This window comes from Corynebacterium sp. LaCa_282, from assembly GCF_057198125.1.
Map to the genome: position 1 here is coordinate 1,354,733 of NZ_CP191095.1, position 21,036 is coordinate 1,375,768.

At 59.2% G+C, this 21,036-nt stretch carries 19 protein-coding genes; 5 read left to right on the forward strand and 14 right to left on the reverse strand.

Annotated elements, in window-relative coordinates; translation table 11 throughout:
• Nucleotides 1-11: 11 nt before the first annotated feature.
• Nucleotides 12-1,082, reverse strand: a complete 1,071-nt coding sequence (locus tag ACP8KU_RS06335; RefSeq protein WP_484483470.1) for a CE1 family esterase — start codon at nucleotides 1,080-1,082, stop codon at nucleotides 12-14.
• A gap of 100 nt (nucleotides 1,083-1,182) precedes the next feature.
• On the opposite strand from ACP8KU_RS06335, the gene ACP8KU_RS06340 reads away from it, so the two are divergent.
• Nucleotides 1,183-2,286: an isochorismate synthase gene (locus ACP8KU_RS06340; RefSeq protein ID WP_023017828.1), complete on the forward strand. Its 1,104-nt coding sequence runs from the start codon at nucleotides 1,183-1,185 to the stop codon at nucleotides 2,284-2,286.
• 14 nt (nucleotides 2,287-2,300) lie between these two features.
• Here ACP8KU_RS06340 and ACP8KU_RS06345 read toward each other — a convergent pair whose 3' ends face one another.
• From ACP8KU_RS06345 to ACP8KU_RS06385, 9 genes are all read right to left on the reverse strand, one after another.
• The gene (locus tag ACP8KU_RS06345; protein ID WP_156905114.1) at nucleotides 2,301-2,819 is read right to left on the reverse strand and encodes a class I SAM-dependent methyltransferase; all 519 of its coding nucleotides are present in this window, start codon (nucleotides 2,817-2,819) and stop codon (nucleotides 2,301-2,303) included.
• A 106-nt stretch (nucleotides 2,820-2,925) separates the two neighbouring features.
• Nucleotides 2,926-3,738, reverse strand: a complete 813-nt coding sequence (locus ACP8KU_RS06350; protein ID WP_023017826.1) for a fumarylacetoacetate hydrolase family protein — start codon at nucleotides 3,736-3,738, stop codon at nucleotides 2,926-2,928.
• A gap of 115 nt (nucleotides 3,739-3,853) precedes the next feature.
• Nucleotides 3,854-4,873 (reverse strand): 3-isopropylmalate dehydrogenase, encoded by a 1,020-nt coding sequence (locus ACP8KU_RS06355; protein ID WP_484483471.1) that lies wholly within the window; start codon nucleotides 4,871-4,873, stop codon nucleotides 3,854-3,856.
• A gap of 133 nt (nucleotides 4,874-5,006) precedes the next feature.
• On the reverse strand, nucleotides 5,007-6,593 hold the full coding sequence (serA, locus tag ACP8KU_RS06360) for a phosphoglycerate dehydrogenase (protein ID WP_005280258.1): 1,587 nt from the start codon (nucleotides 6,591-6,593) through the stop codon (nucleotides 5,007-5,009).
• A gap of 64 nt (nucleotides 6,594-6,657) precedes the next feature.
• Nucleotides 6,658-7,569: a hypothetical protein gene (locus ACP8KU_RS06365; protein WP_237801087.1), complete on the reverse strand. Its 912-nt coding sequence runs from the start codon at nucleotides 7,567-7,569 to the stop codon at nucleotides 6,658-6,660.
• Nucleotides 7,553-9,343, reverse strand: a complete 1,791-nt coding sequence (locus ACP8KU_RS06370; protein WP_237801086.1) for a GmrSD restriction endonuclease domain-containing protein — start codon at nucleotides 9,341-9,343, stop codon at nucleotides 7,553-7,555. Before ACP8KU_RS06370 ends, ACP8KU_RS06365 begins: the two co-directional genes overlap by 17 nt.
• A gap of 124 nt (nucleotides 9,344-9,467) precedes the next feature.
• Entirely contained in the window at nucleotides 9,468-10,481 is a 1,014-nt protein-coding gene (gene ilvC, locus ACP8KU_RS06375; protein WP_237801085.1) for a ketol-acid reductoisomerase, read from the reverse strand.
• A 102-nt stretch (nucleotides 10,482-10,583) separates the two neighbouring features.
• Nucleotides 10,584-11,099, reverse strand: a complete 516-nt coding sequence (gene ilvN, locus ACP8KU_RS06380) for an acetolactate synthase small subunit (protein WP_005282517.1) — start codon at nucleotides 11,097-11,099, stop codon at nucleotides 10,584-10,586.
• 3 nt (nucleotides 11,100-11,102) lie between these two features.
• Complete coding sequence (locus ACP8KU_RS06385) at nucleotides 11,103-12,953, reverse strand: acetolactate synthase large subunit (protein WP_484483472.1); 1,851 nt, start codon at nucleotides 12,951-12,953, stop codon at nucleotides 11,103-11,105.
• A 303-nt stretch (nucleotides 12,954-13,256) separates the two neighbouring features.
• On the opposite strand from ACP8KU_RS06385, the gene ACP8KU_RS06390 reads away from it, so the two are divergent.
• The 3 genes from ACP8KU_RS06390 (at nucleotide 13,257) to ACP8KU_RS06400 (ending at nucleotide 17,059) form a co-directional block, all read left to right on the forward strand.
• A complete protein-coding gene (locus ACP8KU_RS06390) occupies nucleotides 13,257-13,799 on the forward strand; it encodes a PH domain-containing protein (protein WP_005280251.1) in 543 nt (180 codons plus the stop codon).
• 56 nt (nucleotides 13,800-13,855) lie between these two features.
• Nucleotides 13,856-15,709 carry a dihydroxy-acid dehydratase gene (ilvD, locus tag ACP8KU_RS06395; RefSeq protein ID WP_237792018.1) on the forward strand — a complete coding sequence of 618 codons (1,854 nt, stop codon included), beginning with the start codon at nucleotides 13,856-13,858 and terminating at the stop codon, nucleotides 15,707-15,709.
• A 78-nt stretch (nucleotides 15,710-15,787) separates the two neighbouring features.
• Nucleotides 15,788-17,059 carry a glycosyltransferase 87 family protein gene (locus ACP8KU_RS06400; RefSeq protein ID WP_484483473.1) on the forward strand — a complete coding sequence of 424 codons (1,272 nt, stop codon included), beginning with the start codon at nucleotides 15,788-15,790 and terminating at the stop codon, nucleotides 17,057-17,059.
• On the opposite strand, the gene ACP8KU_RS06405 is transcribed toward ACP8KU_RS06400, so the two are convergent.
• From ACP8KU_RS06405 to ACP8KU_RS06415, 3 genes are all read right to left on the reverse strand, one after another.
• Nucleotides 17,034-17,351 (reverse strand): transcriptional regulator, encoded by a 318-nt coding sequence (locus tag ACP8KU_RS06405; protein WP_023026394.1) that lies wholly within the window; start codon nucleotides 17,349-17,351, stop codon nucleotides 17,034-17,036. The genes ACP8KU_RS06400 and ACP8KU_RS06405 overlap by 26 nt on opposite strands.
• Nucleotides 17,341-17,796: a hypothetical protein gene (locus tag ACP8KU_RS06410; RefSeq protein ID WP_023026393.1), complete on the reverse strand. Its 456-nt coding sequence runs from the start codon at nucleotides 17,794-17,796 to the stop codon at nucleotides 17,341-17,343. The genes ACP8KU_RS06405 and ACP8KU_RS06410 overlap by 11 nt, the downstream gene beginning before the upstream one ends.
• Before the next feature lie 147 nt (nucleotides 17,797-17,943).
• Entirely contained in the window at nucleotides 17,944-18,834 is an 891-nt protein-coding gene (locus tag ACP8KU_RS06415) for a DoxX family protein (RefSeq protein WP_484483474.1), read from the reverse strand.
• A 194-nt stretch (nucleotides 18,835-19,028) separates the two neighbouring features.
• Between ACP8KU_RS06415 and ACP8KU_RS06420 the strand changes: the two genes are divergently transcribed.
• Nucleotides 19,029-20,126: a glutathione S-transferase family protein gene (locus ACP8KU_RS06420; protein WP_484483475.1), complete on the forward strand. Its 1,098-nt coding sequence runs from the start codon at nucleotides 19,029-19,031 to the stop codon at nucleotides 20,124-20,126.
• Here the strand turns inward: ACP8KU_RS06420 and ACP8KU_RS06425 are convergent.
• Nucleotides 20,095-20,967, reverse strand: coding sequence for an ArgP/LysG family DNA-binding transcriptional regulator (locus ACP8KU_RS06425; protein ID WP_005280244.1), 873 nt, complete (start codon nucleotides 20,965-20,967; stop codon nucleotides 20,095-20,097). The two genes, ACP8KU_RS06420 and ACP8KU_RS06425, sit on opposite strands and share 32 nt — an antisense overlap.
• Between the last annotated feature and the right edge of the window lie 69 nt (nucleotides 20,968-21,036).

Here is a 21,036-nt window from a genome sequence, read left to right on the forward strand (position 1 = left end):
CGCCCGGGCCCCTACACGTGGGTTTTGGTGGCTAAAAAGTCCCACACAATGTTTGCGGTATCCGGCTGCCAGAACCACGTGTGGTCGCCGGGTACCTTGTACAGTTCCACGTCCTTGGCGCACCCATTAAAGCCCAGGCGCTCGGAGTGACCGGCGGCGGGGTGGGACTGGAAGGTCATATCGCAGTGGTTGCGGTGCAGATAGCCGCCTAAGACGGTGCGCACGGGAAGGTAGCCGGATTCATGGCGGGTGCCACCCTCATAGGTGAGCATTTTATCCCTGGTGCCGTGCATGATGAGCGTGTGCATCGGCGCATCGACGCAATTGGTTTCCACTGGGGTATAAAACGCCCCGGAGACCATCGCTACCGCCGCGAACATATCTTGGGCGTGGCAGCCCAATACTGAGGTAAAACCGCCCCCATTGGACATTCCCATGGCGTAGACGCGGTTGCGGTCCACGTGATAGTCCGCATCCACAGCATCTAAAATGCGCTTGATAAAGCGGATATCCTCGCCGTCGCGCGTCTTTGCATAGGGCGCTGGCTCCCAGGCGCGTTCGAAGCCTTCTGGATAGACGATGATCGCATCATCGGTGGCCTTAGTCGTTCCCATGCGCGCGTAGCCAGAGAACTCCTCCGGGGAATCTCCCCACCCACCAAATCCAAAGAGCACCGGTGTAGGAGCCTCGGGCGAGTAATTATCTGGGATGCGCAGGAGGTAGCGACGCTTTTTGCCTTCATGCTCCATCTCCAGCGACTGCGTGTCCCCAGCAGCAATGGGCGGATGGGGGTTGATGCTGGCATCAGGCTCTGGGCGCGGCGCCGGCGCCGCGTCTGGGGCTGGGGCTGGGGCCGGCGCAGGTGCTGGCTGGTTCGGCGTGGATTCCTCGACGCCTTCTGGCAACAGGTGGGTGTCATCCGGTGCCGGTTCCGGTGCAGGTGCGGGAGGGGCCGGTTTCTCGGGAGCTGCTGACGTTTCTTGCGCAGAAGCCACTGCCGGGGCAGAGAACGCACCGCTAGCAATCAGGAGCGCTGCAAGGAGATAGCCGATCCGTAGGGAAAATTTAGTAACACTTGCCACATTATTAACACTAGCCACAGGCGCTGCGCCAGGTGGTGCCCCCACGCTTGGCGGAGGGCAATTTCTACCAACTTTTAATAAGGCACTAAGCTAGATCCTCATGCACGAAGACAGACCAAGCACCGCCCCGGATTTCTTGCTCTCCCGAGCAACGGGGTCTGTCCGTACCCAAGGTGCGCGGGCAACCTTTACCAGTGCCGAGGCCGCGGTTGACGCCTTGCGCCGCGGCGGTGCTGAGATGGTAGTTGGCGCCATTCCCTTCGACTCCGATACCCCCGCCGCCTTGACCGTTCCAGAGTTAATCATCCGGGAAGACGGCCCGCTGGAACCCCACGCGTTCTACCGCAACCAATCGCTCAATTCCCGTGTCGTGGGCTTTGACCCAGAGCCCGAGGAGCACCTGCGCCGCGTTGAGGCGGCCATCGGCACCATCGAGACTTCCAAGCTGGAGAAGGTGGTCCTCGCCCGCGCGGTCGATATCGAATTTGCCGCGCCCATCGATCCCCGGTTGGTGGCCGCGCGCCTTATCGATCTCTCCGTCAACCGCGACGGGTTCATTGCGGATCTCTCCCCCGCAGGCCGCCTAGGGTCCATGCTGGTTGGGTCTTCGCCGGAGGTGCTCATCAAGCGCCAAGGCTCGACCGTGTCTGCATTCCCACTCGCCGGCTCCACCCCGCGTCGAGCCAATAAGGCGGCAGACCACATTGCCAGCCAAGACCTCTTGCACTCCGCCAAGGATCTGCTCGAGCATTCCTTTGTGGTAGAACACCTGCGCAGGATGTTAGAGCCGCTGTGCAGCAGCCTCGATATCCCTGAGACCCCGCAGCTCATACACACCAATGAGATGTGGCACTTGGGCACGCCGGTCACCGGCACGTTGCGGGATAAAGACCTCACCGCCCTGGAATTGGCAGAAGTAGTCCACCCCACCCCTGCAATCTGCGGCACGCCGACGGAAGCGGCGCAGGCGCTTATTGAGACCGCCGAGACCGACCGCGGCTTCTATGCCGGCACCGTCGGCTGGTGCGATAGCTCCGGCGATGGCGAATACATGGTAGCCATCCGTTGCGCAGAAGTTGCCGGCGATGGCCTCTCCGCCCGCGCGTGGGCTGGCGGCGGCGTGGTCGGTGCCTCCAATGCCCAAGCCGAGCTGGAAGAAACCACCGCCAAGCTCCAAACGATCCTTCGCGCGCTCAGCCTTTAAAAGCGCGGTGTGGCTTAGCGCCTCTTCGCTACCAGGACCACATCACTGGTGTGATGGGCGCCTGCGCCGCTAGCTACATGGCGCGGCGATCGCCGCAAGGTCTGCACCGTCAATTCGGTCAGGTTTTCCGCCAGCCATTCCGGCATGGCGATTTCTTCTGATTCCATGTCGTGGTGAACATAGAGCAAGGTTCCACCCGGGGCAACGAGTTTTTCTAGCAATGCTACTTCCTCTGCGGTGGCGCGGACGCTGCCGTAGTGGACTGTAACCAGATCAAAGGGGGCGTGGCTAAATTCATCAAAGGTGGCAACCTCCGCGGGGACTCCACGCGCCCTAGTCCGCGCTACGGCCGTGGGAGCAAAATCGATGCCGAGCACCTGCCAGCCATTCTCGTGTAGCCACTGGGCGTCAGCGCCCTCCCCGCAGCCGATATCGAGTGCGGTACCGGCCGGAAGGTCGCTGACATAGTCCACCAGCGTGGCATTCGGACTCCCTGACCACACCTGCGCGGTGGCGCGGTAGCGCTCCTCCATCTCCTGCGCGCTGGGCGCGGACCCGCGGTGGCCCTTATGCGAATGTTCCGGCACGCCGTTCTCCTTCTACCAGTACCTCACCAGCGGCAGCTGCATTGCAGTGAACCTACTGCGCCCTGGCAATCGTATTGCGCAGGGTGCCAACCCCTGGAATCTCAACCTCAATGGTATCGCCCGGCACCATTGGTGCGGTTCCTGCAGGCGAGCCGGTAGTGATGACATCGCCAGGCAGCAAGGTATAGGCGGCAGAAATCTCTTCCAAGATGCCGCCCATCTTGACGATCATCTGATCCGTATTGGAATCCTGCTTCTGCTCCCGGGAACCATCGTGGGTCAGGTACGCATTGATCTTCTGATCATCAAGATCCAAGCTCTCCAGGTCCGTTTCAATCCACGGGCCCAGCGGGCAGAAGGTATCAATACCCTTGGCGCGCGCCCACTGGCCATCCTTAAATTGCAGGTCACGCGAGGAAACATCGTTACAAATGGTGTAGCCCAAAACGTGGTCTTTCCAGTTTTCAGCCTTGATATTCTTCGATGGCTTGGAAATAACCACGGCCAGCTCGCCCTCAAACTCCACGTTGGTGGCGTAATCGGGAATCTTGATGGCCTCATTCGGGCCGATAACCGCGGTCGATGGCTTCAAGAAGATGGTTGGCGGCAGCGAATCCGAGGACTTCTTAAAGACCTCCGCGACGTGGTCGGCATAGTTCCGGCCGAGCGCTACGACCTTGGTAGGCAGGGTCGGCGCCAAGAGCCGCACCTCGCCCAGCTTCCATTCACGGCCGGTGGGCTCCGGCGGGGTAAATGGCGTGCCGGAGATTTCTTTAGCTACAAGCTCCTCCATCGGGGCATCTTTCGGCCCGTCAATGATGGCAAAGCAAATTCCTTCTGGGTGTGCAATTCGTCCTAAACGCATAACGGCCATCCTACTAAACGGTAGCCTTTACATGTGTGCAAAGTTTGCGGTGTTAATTTGCGAAGATCCTTTAGGTCCCCGCCGGAACCGGATTCGCACTCAGGATTCCTTACGCTTAAGCCTTCAGGCTCCCCGCGATGCGGTCTCCCACCTCGACGGTCTTGATTGGGGCATCGCCACGCTTGGCGATGTCCTCCGCCACCGCCTTTTCAATCTTCTGCGCATTGCCTTCATCACCCAGCTGCCGCAAGAGCATCGCCGCCGACAAGATGGACGCGGTTGGATCCGCGATGCCTTGTCCAGCAATATCGGGCGCCGAACCGTGCACCGGCTCAAACATGGAGGGGTTCTTACCCGAGGCATCGATATTGCCCGATGCAGCCAATCCAATTCCGCCGGTAATAGCGCCTGCTAAGTCCGTTAAGATATCGCCGAAGAGGTTATCGGTAACGATGACATCGTAGCGGGACGGATCCGTCACCATGTAGATGGTCGCGGCATCGATGTGGTTGTAGTCCACTTCCACCTGCGGATATTCTGCCGAGACTTCTTCTACCGTGCGGTGCCACAGATCGCCGGCATTGACGAGGACATTCGTCTTGTGCACCAGGGTCAGGTGATTGCGGCGCTGCGATGCCCGCTCAAAAGCCTCCCGCACCACGCGCTCTACCCCAAAGCGGGTATTTTGCGAAACCTCGCTGGCTACCTCGTGCGGCGTTCCTTCCCGCAGCGTGCCGCCATTGCCGCAGTACAGGCCCTCGGTGCCTTCTCGCACCACGACGAAATCAATCTCGCCCGGGTGAGCCAGGGGCGAGTGGGCCGTGGGATACAAGATGGAGGGGCGCAGGTTCACGTGGTGATCGAGCGCAAAGCGCATCTTCAATAAGAGGCCGCGCTCCAGAACACCTGGGGGGACCTCGCCGGGTGCGCCGATGGCGCCCAGCAAAATGGCATCGTGTTCGCGCAAGCTCGCCAGGTCCGCGTCCGTTAAAAGCTCGCCATTGCGCAGGTAGCGCCGCGCGCCCAGGTCATAATCGGTGGTTTGAATATCGCTGCGCACCGCCCGCAATACCTTCAGGGCTTCCGCCGTTACTTCCGGCCCAATGCCGTCGCCGCCAATAACCGCTAATTTCATTAGATAAGATTCCTTTCTCACATAGTGGATTAGACATTAGCCTACCAAAGGAAACCCGCCCATCGCAGCAGAAATCTGCGCGATGGGCGGGCACACGTACGCGGTTAGGCCACTCTCCTAACCTGCGCTGAGGTTATTCATCCATGTCGAATTGCTGGCACGTAGCGCCAAGGGCCGAGTTGATCTCCTCGATGAGAGAATCTGGCACCTCGGACTCCACGCGCAAGATGAGCACGGCATCGGATTCCTGCTTGCCCTGCGTCAAGGCCGCGGCGATGATGTTGATACCTGCTGCACCCAGCTTGGTACCCACGGTACCCAGCGCGCCTGGGGCATCGGCATAGCGGAAGAAGAGGTTGCGGCCCTCAGCCCGCATGTCCACGCCGCGGCCATTGATGCGCACAAACTTTTCGGTCCCGTCGATGCCAATGAGAGCACCGGTAAGCGAAGACGTCACGCCCTCTGCGCTAATGACCTTGACCTGCAAGGAAGAACGGTGGCCCTTGGATTCTGGGTTGGTGGATACCGAAACCTCGACCCCGCGGCTTTCGGCAATCTTCATCGCGTTGACGAAGGTAACCGGCTCTGAGGTCACGCCGCTAAACAGGCCGCGTACGACGGAAAGGCCCAGTACGTCCACGTCCTCAGTGGACAGCTCGCCGCAAGCCTCGATCTCCACGGCGACGGGAGCCTGGTCCAACAGGCGTCCGGCCGTAAGGCCCAGCTTGCGGGCGAGGTCGAGCCAGCCGGCAACCTCTTCTCCCACCGTGCCGCCGGAGACGTTGACCGCATCGGGAACGAACTCGCCGGCCAGAGCCTTGAGCACAGATGCGGCGACATCGGTACCCGCGCGGTCCTGTGCCTCCACGGTGGACGCGCCCAAGTGCGGCGAGACCGTGACCTGCGGCAGCTTAAAGAGCGGGGAATCCGTGCACGGCTCCGTGGAGTAGACGTCAAAGCCCGCACCGCGGTGGTGGCCGGAGGTAATGGAATCCGCCAAGGCCTGCTCGTCTACGAGGCCGCCGCGGGCGGCGTTGATAAGAATCTGGCCTTCCTTTGCCTTGGCCAGAAGCTCCGCGTTGAACATTCCGGCGGTCTCTGGTGTCTTGGGCAGGTGAATGGTGACAAAATCTGCCTGCGCCATCAGCTCTTCCAGCTCGACCAATTCCACGCCAAGCGCTGCCGCACGCGCCGGATTGGCATAAGGATCGTGGGCAATAATCTTCGTTTCAAAGGCGCTTAACCGCTGGGCAAAAAGCTGACCGATGTGGCCGAAGCCGACGATGCCAATAGTCTTGCCGTAGACCTCGACGCCCTTGAAGGAAGAGCGCTTCCACTCGCCCTCGCGCAGGGACTGATCCGCCGCAGGAATCTGGCGGGCAGTGGCCAAAAGCAGGGCAATCGCCTGCTCGCACGCAGAGTGGATATTGGAGGTGGGAGCGTTGACCACCATGACGCCCTTATTGGTGGCGGTGTCAATATCCACGTTATCTAGTCCCACTCCCGCGCGGCCCACAATCTTTAGTTTGGGTGCTGCTTCTAAAACCTCAGCGTCGACCGTGGTGGCCGAGCGCACGAGCAGCGCATCCGCCTCTGGAACCGCGGCAAGCAATTCCTCGCGGTTCGGGCCATCTACCCAACGCACCTCGACGGAATCCCCCAAAGCCGTCACTGTGGATTGGGCCAATTTATCGGCGATAAGAACTACCGGCTTCGACATATCATCCTTCGTTTCACTTCGTTGTGCATTACGCGACAATAACCGCGTGTGAAGGAAGTGTAGTTCAGTTTGGGGTGCCCTGCCGTATTTTTTCCTTAAATTCTTTCACGTGACCGAATTCCGGGCCCAAAGCGATAAGCGAGCCCTCATCGAGCCCTGCCACCATGGCCATACTCCGCTTATCTTCCAGCGGATCCGCCGTCGGCATCACCAAAACCGAGCCACCATAGGCCGCGGCAGTAATGACATTGGCTACCGGACTATCCGCCGTGGCCACGATATTGGGCGCCATCTGGCCATCGCGCCGCGACTGTGCCGGGACGGCCGGCAGCTTTTTGCCATCATCGTCAGGTTCGCCCTCATAAGGAATCCAGGCAGGACGCAACTCAACGTAGGGTGTTTTATCCAGCCGCGCGATGTCCTTGACCACCTGGTTCGGCGAGGCAACCACCTTGGACTCGTACTGGAAGGCCGTAAAATCCCCCAGCGCTTCATGCGTTCCCGGATCCTTGATGACAGTGAAATCACCGCTGGATTGCGTCCACGGGATATCACCCACGATAACGAGTCGTTTTACCTCCAAGTCTCCGACCAAGTTGAGGATGTCACCGCGGCGCGAGCGATCATATTCCACGGCCGGCAAGTGCTGGTTAATCGCCAACGTTGCCGCGCGCAACACGGATTTATCATCAGGCGCAAAGAGCACCATGGAATCTGAATCATCGAAGAAAGTCCGCGCGGCCTCGATGCCACTCGGATCGTCGATGATGTCCAGCTTGCCGGCGAACTTGGGATCGATAAGGCGGTTTTGATTCTCTGACTTGGCGCGCTCGAGTTCGACATCAGACTCGGAGAGATCCGACAGACCACGCTTAACAAGCTTGGGCTCCTGCAAGGCATCACCGCAGCCAACAAGTACGAGGGAGGCTGCGATAACCACTGCAGCCGCCCGATACCTCTTAGCGGCCAAACGCATGTGGCCCCTCTTCACCGCCGGCCAGGTTTGCTTCATCGACATCTCGAATGACGGGAATACCTAAGGTTTCTTCCACTAGATCCACGAAGCGATGGCGACGATCAGCCAAGAATTCCTGAATCTTTGACTCCCTTAGGTTAGCGACATCGAGGTCGTGCGATGCCAGGACGGCATCAAATTCCTCGTCTTCCATGATGGACTTGGACTGCACGCGAGGCAGGTAGCGGTTCGGAGCGAACCCATCGAGGACGACCTCTGTGCGCTTGCCCATCGGGGTGTAGTTCATGACCGAATGGGCCAAGACCGAATCCACCCCGTGGCGGTGGCACCAATTCAGCGGGAATACCGGGAAAAACCCGGGCTTCAACTCTTCAAAGGTGTGACGAGTAAATTCGCTGCCCGTCCGCCAATCCTTCGCGCCGCGGGCCATAAGCAGGGCATAGATTCCGTGCCATACCCCATCGTTTTCATCGACCGAGAGCAGGCGGGATTCCCGGAATCCTGCATCCGCGACCGTCTTGGGAACATCATCGGTGGCCCCGGCTACCCACTCGGTCACCTCATCCACATCGCGGGCGGCGCGCAGCGGCACCGCGGAAGAACCGTAGAGCTCACCAAAAACGCCGCACCAGAACCACTGGTCAATGCGATCCCATGCCTGCTGGCTGGAAAGGGCCCCAGGCCGCTTGGCCAGGCGCGCAATGATGACCGCCAGCGGCACGATCTGTTCGGTATAAGGAACCTGATCCAGGCTTAAAATGCGGCGCTGCGCCAAGAATTCGGCGACCTCGTGGAAGGTAATGCGCAGGTCGTGCGCGGCCGCCTTGTACTCGGACAGGGAAAGCTTCAAAATGTCTTCGCGCTGGCCGCCGGCATTGCCCTTCTCCCCTGTGACCAAGAGGGATACTGCGGAGAGGAATTCATTGCGTCCGATGCCATCGAGCGCAGGAGAATCCCGCAGATCCTTTTCCACCTGCTGCCAATCGTTGGCAAGGTGGAAGGTCGGATCTTCGGAGGCAAAGACGGCGGTTAAGAGATCGAAGACATCCATCTGTAAGCCTGCGGAATTTGCCTGGGCAAAGATGGAACCGATTCCGGAGCGCTCCGTTTCGCGGGACAGCCGGATCATCGGGATGTCATAGCCCGCCAAGGGGCGCACGATGCGGTTATTGAACGCGGCAAGCTCGGCACTGTATTGCTCGTGGGTGGCGGCGAGCTCGAAAAGCATGCTGGTGCCTTCCTCGCTGAGTAGCGAGGCCACGGGGATGCACATATTGTCCAGCCCATCCTGGCGGCAGGTAATAGCTCCATCAACGTCGGGGCCGAAGTGCGAGCAGATCTCGCCGTTTTGGTCGACGGCGAAAATGGCGTCATCGGCAAGCAAGTCCCCGCTTACCGCGGCGCGGACGTCGATGAAAAAGCGGCGGTGGACCTTCTTTTTCCGGAAGTCAGTGGTCTTGACAAAACCCTCGCCATTAAAGCAGTGGTACAGGGAGGTAAGGCGCTGTTGGCCGTCCAAGAGCAGCAACCCGGGCTCGACGCCAACCTCGGGCGCACCCGCCAGCACCCTGGGGCGGAAACGCATCTTTTCATTGCGGGTATCCAGGGCCATCAGCGCGCCGATGGGGTATCCACGCAGGACCGTAACGATAAGTGAGCGGATGCGGTCTTCATCCCAGGCGTAGCTGCGCTGGAAATCCGGAAGCTGGATATCGCCCCGGTCAATCCGCGAAAAAAGGTCCTTGAGATCATAGCTTGGCGTCGTAAAACCCATAGGGCCAATACTACCCGCAACACCTTCGCGGTACCTCACGGGCGTAGCGCTGGAATCCAAGGTACAAGTAAGAAAAGCGGCCCACGGGGAGTTTCCCGCGGGCCGCACTGGATTCAGCTATTGACTAGGCAGTAGCGTCCAAAGGATTCTTGACCCAGCTCATGAGATCGCGCAGCTTGGTGCCGGTCTTTTCGATCTCATGCTGCGCAAATTCATCGCGCAGGTCTTCCAGTTCCTTGTTGCCGCCCTCAACGTTGGCGAGCAGGCGCTTGGTGAAGGTGCCGTCCTGAATATCGGACAGGACATCCTTCATGCGCTGCTTGGTATCGGCGTTGATGATGCGTGGACCGGAAATGTAGCCACCGAACTCAGCGGTATCAGAGACCGAGTAGTTCATGTTGGCAATGCCACCCTCGAACATGAGGTCCACGATGAGCTTCATCTCGTGCAGGACCTCGAAATAAGCCATCTCTGGCTCGTAGCCGGCCTCGGTGAGGACCTCGAAGCCATTGCGGATGAGGAACTCGACACCACCGCACAGGACGGCCTGCTCACCAAAGAGGTCGGTGACCGTCTCTGCCTCGAAGGTGGTGGGGATAACGCCGGCGCGGGCGCCGCCGATTGCTGCGGCATAGGACATGGTCAGGTCATGGCCCTCGTTCTTCGGATCCTGCTCAGTGGCAATCAGGCAAGGAACACCCTTGCCGTCAACGAATTGGCGGCGGACCAGGTGGCCTGGGCCCTTGGGGGCAACCATACCGACGGTGACGGACGCAGCCGGCTCAATCAGCTTGAAGTGGATATTCAGGCCGTGTCCGAACAGCAATGCATTGCCGTCCTCCAGGTTTGGGGCGATGTGCTCTTCGAAGATCTCCTTCTGGGAGGTATCCGGTGCCAAGAGCATCACGACGTCGGCCCACTTGGATGCCTCCGCGACGGACTTGACCTCGAACCCGGCCTCTTCTGCCTTGGCTGCGGACTTGGAGCCCTCGCGCAGGCCGATAACAACCTCGACGCCGGAATCGCGCAGGTTCTGGGAGTGGGCGTGGCCCTGGGAGCCGTAACCGATAACCGCTACCTTGCGGCCCTGGATGATCGACAGGTCAGCATCGTCGTCGTAGTAGGTATCAATTGCCATTTCAAATCCTCAATTCTTTGGTAGGAAAAGCTGTAATGAAGCGTCCTGACGCAGAGTATATACCACTGCGCGAGACATTGTGTTCACATCGTGAGATTTTATTTACTTTTTGGGAGCCGTAGCCTTCGGGCCGCGCCCCAAGGCTACGTGGCCCGATTGCACGAGTTCGCGAATGCCGAAGGGCTCGAGGACCTCAAGCAGCGCCGCGAGCTTGCCCGGCGTACCGGTAGCCTCCACGACGACCGATTCCTTTGCCACGTCCACCACGCGGGCGCGGAAGATATTTACCGCATCCACCACCTGCGCGCGGTTAGAATTATCAGCCGCCACCTTTACCAACATGATGGCGCGGGCGACGGTGGAATCTTCCTTGAGTTCCACGACCTTGATGACCGGAATGAGCTTATTGAGCTGCTTGGTGACCTGCTCAATAATGACCTCAGAGGCATCCACGACGATGGTCAGGCGGTTAATCCCTGGGGTTTCCGTGTGTGCGGAGACCAAGGACACCAGGCTGTAGCCACGGCGGCTGAACATTCCCACCACGCGGGCGATGATGCTTTCTACATCCTCGACTAATACCGATAAGGTATGGCGAGTTACCTCGTTGTGCGTCATGGTTTATGCCTCCTGGATGGTTTCGTCGATCTCAGCCGGGGTCTCCGCGGCGGATTCAGCTTCATCAAAAAGCGGGCGCAGGCCGCGGGCGTACTGGATTTCCTCATTGGAGGCACCGCCGCCGATCATCGGCCAAACCTGCGCATCTTGGCCGACGATGAAGTCAATGACAACTGGCTTATCGTTAATTTCCTGTGCGCGCTTAATGGCCGGAACGACATCCTCTTCGCACGTGACCCGGATAGCTTCGCAGCCAAGAGCCTCGGCCAAGCGGACGAAGTCCGGGGTGAAGGCGTTTTCTTCGCGCAGCTTGGTGTGCGAATAGTGCTGGTCATAAAACAGCGTCTGCCACTGCCGGACCATGCCGAGGTTGCCGTTATTAATGACGGCGACCTTAAACGGGAAGCCCTCCAAGGCTGCGGTGGTAAGTTCCTGATTGGTCATTTGGAAGCAGCCATCGCCGTCGATGGCCCAGACTTCTTTATCTGGGCGCGCCGCCTTTGCACCCAAGGCAGCGGGAACGGCGTAGCCCATGGTTCCGGCGCCACCGGAGTTGATCCAGGAACGCGGGTGCTCAAAGTCCAAGAACTGCGCGGACCACATCTGGTGCTGGCCCACGCCGGCACAGTAGATAGCTTCCGGTCCTACGGTTTCGCTGAGCTTTTCCAAGACGAATTGCGGGTTCAGCAGGCCGTCATCAGTGGGCTCGTAACCGCGCGGGAAACGCTCCTGCATACCGCGCAGGTAATCGTGCCACTGTTTCACATCGGCGGCAGGCTGCACGTCCTTCTTGCGGTACTCCTTGCTCAACGCGGTCAAGCACTTTTGCGCATCGCCGACGATGGGGACCGCAACTTCCCGGATCTTGCCAATTTCTGCCGGATCGATATCGGCGTGGATAACCTTCGCATTGGGCGCGAAAGTGGAGGTATCACCGGTCACGCGGTCATCGAAGCGGGCACCAATGGCGATGATGAGGTCCGCGCGCTGCATGGCCGCGACGGCTGGGACGGTGCCGTGCATGCCAGGCATTCCCAGATGCAGCGGGTGGGAATCTGGAAAGGAGCCCAGGGCCATCAAGGTGGTAACCACGGGGATATTCGTCAGCTCTGCAAACTCCAGCAGCTCCTGGGAGGCGTTGGCTTTCATGACTCCGCCGCCGACGTAGAGCACGGGCTTTTCCGCATGCGCCATCAAATCCACGGCCTGGGCCACCTGCCGGTGGTGCGGCTTGGTAACCGGCTTGTAGCCTTGCAGGTCAAGCGTTTCCGGGAAATGGTAATCTAAAAAGCCGTTTTGCACGTCCTTCGGGATATCCACGAGCACCGGACCGGGGCGGCCGGTAGAAGCCAAGTGGAAGGCGGCCGAAATAGCGGAAGGGATCTCTGCGGGATCCGTCACGATGTAGTTGTGCTTGGTAATCGGCATGGTGACACCGCGGATATCGGCCTCTTGGAAGGCATCGGTGCCCAAAAGGTTGCTGCCCACCTGGCCGGTGATGGCGACGATGGGAACGGAGTCCAGGTTGGCATCGGCAAGCGCGGTAACCAGGTTGGTCGCACCAGGACCGGAGGTAGCGATGCACACGCCCACCTTTCCGGAGGCCTGCGCATAACCCTCGGCGGCGTGGCCGGCGCCTTGTTCATGGCGGGTTAGCACATGGCGCAGCTTGGTTGAACCATGCAGTGCATCGTAGAGCGGAAGCACGGCACCGCCTGGAATACCGAATACGAGATCGGTGCCCAGATCTTCCAGCGTGCGGACAATTGCATGAGCCCCACTCATTCGCTCCGTGGGCGCAGCGGTAGTCGCAGCGGCCGCGGAACTAGGCGTGGGCGAGGATGTCGTTACCACGGTGTATGTGCTCCTTGGGTTGGTCTGTCATGGAAACTGATCATCGGAAAACGCCCTAGTTACAACTAAAGCCCCCGCGGGCCGGTGGTCTGCGGGGGCGAAAGCGTCGACGTTCAGGAAACGCCGCGGTCACCGCCGCGCTCGCACCACCTGAAGTCGAATAATGATCATATTTCCAACTATATACTGATAGAATTATATCTGGAAGCGGTTACCCCCTTTTGGGAAAACTTTCCCACATGTTGAAACGCGGCGGAAAAATGGTTCGCTTCCCCACCGCATGGTCAATTAGGCTGGCTGATTATGACCCCACCAGCACAGGACAAACAACCTCGTCAGTCCACCTCCCAGGCAGAGGTCTTCACCCCTTCCCGCGACCACATCTTGGGCATTTTAATTCTGTCCACGATCGCCTTGTTGAGCATCGGCTGGGCGCCCAAATACCTGGGATGGCTGCTCATTATCCCCGTCATCGGCCTATGGTGGGTCCTCAAGGCCCGCACGAGGGTCTCTGAGAAGGGCATCTCCATTTCCTATGCATTCCGCAAGAACGTCTCCATTGCGTGGGATGACTTCGCCGGGATTGGGTTCCAGCGCGCCCGGGCCTTCGCACAGACTAAAAATGGTGCGAAGCATAACCTACCTGGCGTAACCTTCAACTCACTGCCCCGCTTGGCACAAGCATCCCGCGGACGCATTCCCGATGCCCTCACCCAGGGCCGCGAGGCAGCCGATGACAAGGTCGTCATCGTGCACCGCGACGGGCAGCAGATCCTCTTAAGCAAAGAGGAATATGCTGCATACCTAGAAAAACACCCCGAGCTTAAAGATTCGGCAGATAATTAAATTTACTTTCTCCTCCTCCCCATCTGATTAATCTATAAGGAATGGTGACTTAAACCATGTTCCCGCTGCGCTCTAAAGTAACTACCGTCGGACGTCAAGCCTCCGGTGCGCGTGCCTTGTGGCGCGCTACCGGCACCAAGGAAAATGACTTTGGCAAGCCGATTGTCGCCATCGCAAATTCTTATACGCAGTTCGTCCCCGGCCACGTGCACCTGAAAAACGTCGGCGATATCGTCGCCGATGCCGTCCGCGAAGCCGGTGGCGTGCCCAAGGAGTTCAACACCATTGCTGTCGATGACGGCATTGCCATGGGACATAGCGGCATGCTGTACTCATTGCCCTCGCGCGAGATCATCTCCGATTCCATCGAGTACATGGCCAATGCGCATACTGCCGATGCCCTCGTCTGCATCTCCAACTGCGATAAGATCACCCCGGGCATGCTCAATGCCGCGATGCGCTTGAATATCCCCACGATCTTCGTTTCGGGCGGGCCGATGGAGGCCGGCAAGGCCGTCGTGGTCGATGGCGTTGCCCATGCACCGACCGACCTGATTACCGCAATCACCGCATCCGCGAACGACAGCGTTAGCGATGCCGGTTTGGCCCAGGTCGAAGAATCCGCCTGCCCCACCTGCGGTTCCTGCTCCGGCATGTTTACCGCCAACTCCATGAACTGCTTGACCGAGGCTCTCGGCTTGGCGCTTCCGGGCAATGGCACCACCCTGGCTACCCACAGCGCGCGCCGTGAGCTCTTTGAAAAGGCCGGCTCCACCATCGTGGATATGTGCCGCCGCTACTACGGCGAAGAAGACGAGTCCGTCCTCCCCCGCAATATCGCCACGAAGGAAGCCTTTACCAATGCTATGGCCCTCGATATGGCCATGGGCGGATCCACCAACACCATCCTGCACACCCTCGCCGCAGCGCAAGAGGGCGAAGTGGACTTCACGCTGGATGATATTAATGACATCTCCTACCGCGTGCCTTGCCTGTCCAAGGTCGCGCCCAACGGCACCTACCACATTGAGGATGTGCACCGCGCCGGCGGCATTCCGGCCATCTTGGGCGAGCTGCGCCGCGCGGGCCACCTCAACCTCAAGGTGCACACCGCCCTCTATGACAATGCGGAGCAGTGGCTCGATGATTGGGATATCCGCAATCCCCGCGTAACCGATCAGGCCCGCGAGCTGTACTACGCCGCCCCCGGTGGCGTGCGCACGACGGAGCCGTTCTCCCAGTCCAACCGGTGGGATGAACTGGATACTGACGCGGTCAATGGCTGCATTCACGATGCCGACCACGCCTTTTCATCCGACGGCGGACTGGTGGTCTTGCGCGGCAACCTAGCGCCGGACGGGGCCATCGTCAAGGCGGCCGGCGTGGAGGAAGAACTGTGGACCTTCTCGGGCCCAGCCCGCGTGGTGGAGTCCCAGGAGCAGGCCGTGTCCATCATCTTGAATAAAGAGGTCCAGCCCGGCGATGTCGTCGTCATTCGCTACGAGGGCCCATCCGGCGGCCCCGGCATGCAGGAGATGCTCCACCCGACGTCCTTCCTCAAGGGCGCAGGTTTAGGCAAGGCGTGCGCCTTGATTACCGACGGCCGCTTTTCCGGCGGCACCTCCGGGCTCTCCATCGGCCACATCTCCCCGGAGGCCGCCCACCAGGGCCTTATCGGACTCATCGAAAATGGCGATACCATTTCCATCAATATCCATGAGCGCGAGCTCACGCTCGACGTAGACGATGATGTTCTGGAGCGCCGCCGCGCCGCGCAAGAACAACGCGAAAAGCCGTGGACCCCGGTGGACCGCAACCGTCCCATTACCAAGGCGCTGCGCGCCTACGCCGCAATGGCGACCTCCGCGGACCGCGGCGCGGTGCGCGTGGTAGACGGCTTTGTGAACTAGCACAATTGGCTGCTAAATCGCTGTGACCTCGGTGGGGGTGCGAGCTCTGTAGTTAAAAATCGCGTAGTTTGTATCGCGATGAAATTCGCTCGTACCCCGTTATTCCGATATACCGTGGCCCTGCTGGGGTTCCTTTTCGGCGCCTGGAAGGTCGTTGAAGACACCTGCATCACAGACTTCCCCATCGATATGGTGGTCTACCGCGAGGGCGTCAAGGCCTTCCTCGAGCACCGCTCCGTCTATAGCGCGCCGATGCCCGCCGGCGATATTCAGCTGCCCTTCATTTATCCGCCCTTTGGCGCCTTGGCGATGGTACCGCTGACGGCCTTCGACGCCATCGACCACACCCTGGCCGGCAATATCATGGTTATCCTTTCGGATCTCCTTGTGCTCGTGTGCCTTTACTTCGTTTTCAGGGCGGTGCTCAAGAAGCCAGAATTCCTCTTACCCGTAACCGCCATTACCTGGGCCATTGTCTTACACTTTGAGCCGGTTGACCTCAATAACAACTATGCCCAAATCAATATAGTGGTCATGGCGCTTGTTATCCTCGACCTCGTTCCGCGCAAGCAATTCCTGCCGCAGGGAATCCTCATCGGCGTGGCGGCCGCCATCAAGATCACGCCTCTGGCGATGCTGCTGTACTTCCTTGTGCGCAGGGAATGGAAGCAGATTGCCACCGCGTTGCTCTCCGCCGTAGCGGCCACTCTTCTTGCCGCGGCCTTCCGCTGGGAGGCGTTCGTGGAGTTCTTCAGCTCCACACTGCTCGACATGGGCTCCGGCCGTGACTTCGGCGTGGGAACCGACTATCAGTCCAATAGCTCCATCAAGGGCGCCATTCAGCGCATCTATCCATCCACCGAATCCATGGAGGCGAATGGCCTGACGATAGGCCTCGCGTGGATCGCGGCGTCCCTTATTGTCATCATCGTTGCGGCATGGCTCATCAAGCGCTTATGCGCGGAGCAGTTGCTTGTCGATGCCCAATTGGTCACCGCCCTCACCGTCCTGCTCATCTCCCCTGTATCTTGGTCCCATCACTGGGTCTGGCTCACGCTCGTTATTCCGGTGTTCATCTACCGCGCGTGGAGCTGGCTTTCTACCGGATGGGCTGCCCGCAGCCTCGTGGCCGTCCTCATCGCCTGGTCAGGCCTACTATTGACCGTTCCACCGAAGTGGTGGTGGGGCGATCAAGTCAATGTCCATGCCATGAACCACGTCCAAAAGTTCTGGGTGGATGACTTTGTCTGGCTTACCGTGCTTACCGTCGCGCTGTACGCGACCGCGTTCTGTGCGGCCCAGTGTCCTCACGCCACAAGCAACGCTACTCCTGCTCCGCTAGCGACTTAAGCGCGGCGAGGTGGGCATCGAATGCGGACTTGCCGGTAGCAGTGAGCATCACCCACACGGTGTCCTTATCGCGGGAAGATCCGTACTCACGGAATCGGCTGACATAGCCTTCCTTTTCCAAGGCGGTTAATTGTTTGGATAAGGTGGCGGCCGATTGCCCTACCTCTTCCCGCAGCGCCGCGAAGCGCATTTCGCGGCGCACCGTCCCTTCAACCGCACCCCGCGCGTTCAAAACTGCGCAGATTTTGAAGCGATTGAGCGGATAGATAACGGGGTCAATATCACTGAGCACTACGGCCCTCTCCTTGCCGCGCTGCAAGGTCCAAGGCACGAGATTGCAGCACCCACACCATTGCCGCTGCCCACAAGACCACGAAGATTACCAGGGCCCACGTGTGCTCACGCAGCATGTTCGTAATAAACATCGGGATAAGGATTATTGCCATCCCCGCATAGTATTTCTTATCGGCCTTGGGCTGGGTATACGGATCCTGGCGATAGCTGGTCCGCACCTTATTTTGGTAATGAAGCAGCGCCCACACAATGAATCCTATAAGGACAAAGTAGAAAATGAGAAACGCGACGGGGTGCATGACCTCCGCGAATACAGTCATTCCCACGTAGAACGCTGCCAAAGCGATCACTATAAGGATATTTTGCACCAGCCGCTTACGCTCAGCGCCTTTATCCTGCAGGCTGTCATTAAACTCGAGCGACTTCTTTAGCTCATCTTCCATCTTCTACCACCATCTCCAAAATCCAGGATTCCATACTTTCCTTTATGGCAATTCTTTCACTTTCCAAAGTGAAAAGCAAGGGTGGAAAGAAAATCCCCACCGCATTGACTGCGGCGGGGATCCACTCAAGCGGTAGCGAATAACAGGCTAAGCAATGGGGTTTACTGCCGCACCAAAGAACCACACGGCAACCAAGATGGCGATGCCAACCACCACAAAGACCCACGACGTACCCAGCGGGCGCCGTGCCCAAGAGCGGCCAAAGTCCAAGGAAATGAAACCGGGACCGGTAAATTGCAGGCCAATCGCGATAACGAAAAGTACCAGGGACAGCCATACCGAGTCCGGCCAGTCAAAGACCTGGAGACCGGCACCCGATTCCGCCAGCTCGTGCAATGCGGTGAAACCTGTAACGACCAAGCCAAGCATTGCCGCCAGCGGGCTAATCAGGCCCAAAAGGAGGAACGCGCCCGCGATGAGCTGAACGGTTGGTACAGCAAGGGCAAACGAATCAGCCCAAGCATACTGGGAGTAATCGCTTTCCAGCCCGGAGACACCTGTGTCATTGCCCAGCGAGAAGAAGGTGGATATTCCGGCAATAATAAGGTAAGCACTCATAGCCAAGCGGACGAAGAAGAGGCCGAAGTCGATGGTGCCGCGGCGCCCATAGCGCTTATAGCCTTCCTTATCCTCCTGTTCCTGCTGCAGCTGACGCTCTTGTTCCGCCTGCTCCTCTGGGGTCAGGGCAGCATCTTCATCCGCGAAGCCTTCGGTCTGCGCCGGTGCTGCGGGATCCAATACCGCGGTATCCTCACCCGTGGATTGTTGGCTCCCCTGCTGTGCAGCCCCATTGGCATCAGGATTGGGCATAACTTCCGTTTCCGCTGCCTCTTTCTTGCGCGGCCGAATTTCTTGCGGTTCGGCGCGCCCTGCGCGCGCAAAGACATCGGGGTTATCCCGTTGCACAGAATCGTAGGCAGGGACGTTGAGATCCTCGTCTAAGGGATTAGCTTTATCCGGTTGCTGCTTATCGCTCATATGACCAATTTAAGACACTTGCCTGCAGTTTTGCGGTACCGTTAACGGCGCGCCGCAATTGTTCCCCGCACCTCCCTTCCCCTGACTTGCAACTTGTTGTAACATCAACATTGTCATGTAGTTGACATATAAACATTAATTGCCAGCGGGAAACTTCCCCGCCTTATTAATCCACCAAAATTGGGAGTGAATCGATGACTTCACACGACTCCGATTGGGCAGGAGATGCCCGCAATGCTTCACCAGACGGCGAGTTTATTCGCGATACCACCTATATCGAAGACCGCATTTCACCTGCGGTATCCGAGGTAACCTCACAAGACGATGGCACTTTTTATTGGCCGATGGAGGCTGGCCGCTACCGCTTAGTCGCCGCCCGCGTGTGCCCGTGGGCGCACCGCGCGGTCATCGCCCGCCGCTTATTAGGTTTAGAAGATTCCATTTCCCTAGCCCTCGCCGGGCCCGTGCACGATGCGCGGTCCTGGACATTCGATCTAGATGAGGGCGAAGTGGACCCGGTTTTGGGCTACAAGCGCCTGCAGGAAGCCTACTTTGAGCGCTTTCCGGACTATCCCCGCGGAATTACCGTGCCAGCCTTGGTAGAAGAATCCACCGGCCGGGTGGTCACCAATGATTACCCCTCTATGGTGCGTGATTTTATTGAGCAGTGGACGGACTTCCAGGCAGAAGGTGCTCCCGATCTCTTCCCTGAACAGCACCGCGAGGAGATGGACGAGCTCAACGAGTACATCTTCCACGGCATCAATAATGGCGTCTACCGCTGCGGTTTCGCCGGCTCGCAAGAAGCCTACGAAGAGGCTTATGACCAACTGTGGGAGGCACTCGATTGGGCCGAGGAGCGCCTGGGCACCCAGCGCTATATGGTTGGCGATCACATTACCGAAACCGATATCCGCCTGTTTGCCACCCTCGTGCGCTTCGATCCGGTGTATTACTCACACTTCAAGTGCTCGCGCCACAAGATCCAGGAACTGCCCAACCTGCGCGGCTACCTGCAAGAACTATTCCAGCTACCAGGTTTTGGCGATACCACCGATTTCACCGAAATCAAACAGCACTACTTTGCCACGCACACCGAAATCAACCCCACCCGCATCGTTCCGGTGGGACCGGATATGTCCTGGCTAGCAGAGCCGCACGACCGCGATCGCTTTGGCGGGCAGCCCTTTGCCCCTGGCGTGCGACTCCCGGGCCCCATTCCCTCCGGCGAGGAAGTAAAGAATCCGGAAGACTTTCAGCTTAAGCTCTTCCCAGCCCCGCAGCCGCGTTAATTACGGACCTCGTCAGATCGCTTAAGACCTCGGATTCTAGGCGCCAGCGCTGCCAGTAGAGGTCGATGTCGAGCTGGTGGTCATCGAGAAGCAGCAGCTCTTTCGATTCCACCAGTGGCTGGGCCTGGGCCTGCGGCAAAAGCCCCCACCCCAGGCCCACGCGCACGGCCTCCAGGTAGCCTTCCGAAGAGGGAATTTGCGAGACCCGTGCGCGCACGACGTGGGAGTCAATAAAGCGCTCGCGCATGGCATCATCGAGCACTTGGTCATTGGGGCCATAGCCCACCAGCGGCATCGTCTCCCAGGTAAACCGCCCTGAATGAAAGCCTTCCGCGATGTGTGGGGCGGCAACGGCGAAATAGCGCATGGTCCCCAAGAACGTGGAATCGCACCCGGATACCGGCGAATGCTCCCTTGTTACCGCACCCAAGACATCGCCGCGCCGCAGCATCGCGAGCGTGCGGGCCTCATCCTCAATGCGGATGCGCAGGGCAACGTCTCCCCGCTGCGCGGTATCGCTTAATACCTGCGTAAACCAGGTGGCGAGCGAGTCGGAGTTGATGGCCACCGACAGGGGCACGCGCGCTAGGCGCTGGCCCAACCGGGCATCGGTTTCTGCCTGCACCAACGCCATGCGCCGGGCCGCCTGCACCAAGATCTCGCCGGCTTCCGTCGCCCCCACCGGATTCGCCCGCCGCACCAGCACGCGGCCGGTGCTCGCCTCCAACGCCTTAATGCGCTGGCTTACCGCAGACGGGGAAATCCCCAGGACCGAGGCGGCGACCTCAAAGCTTCCTTCTTCCACGATGGCCAGCAAGGTTTCCAAATGTACCGGGTTCATGAAGCTATTCTAAACCATATGAAGATAGATTAACTGGACTTATTTACCGCTTGGATTCACACTAGAGGC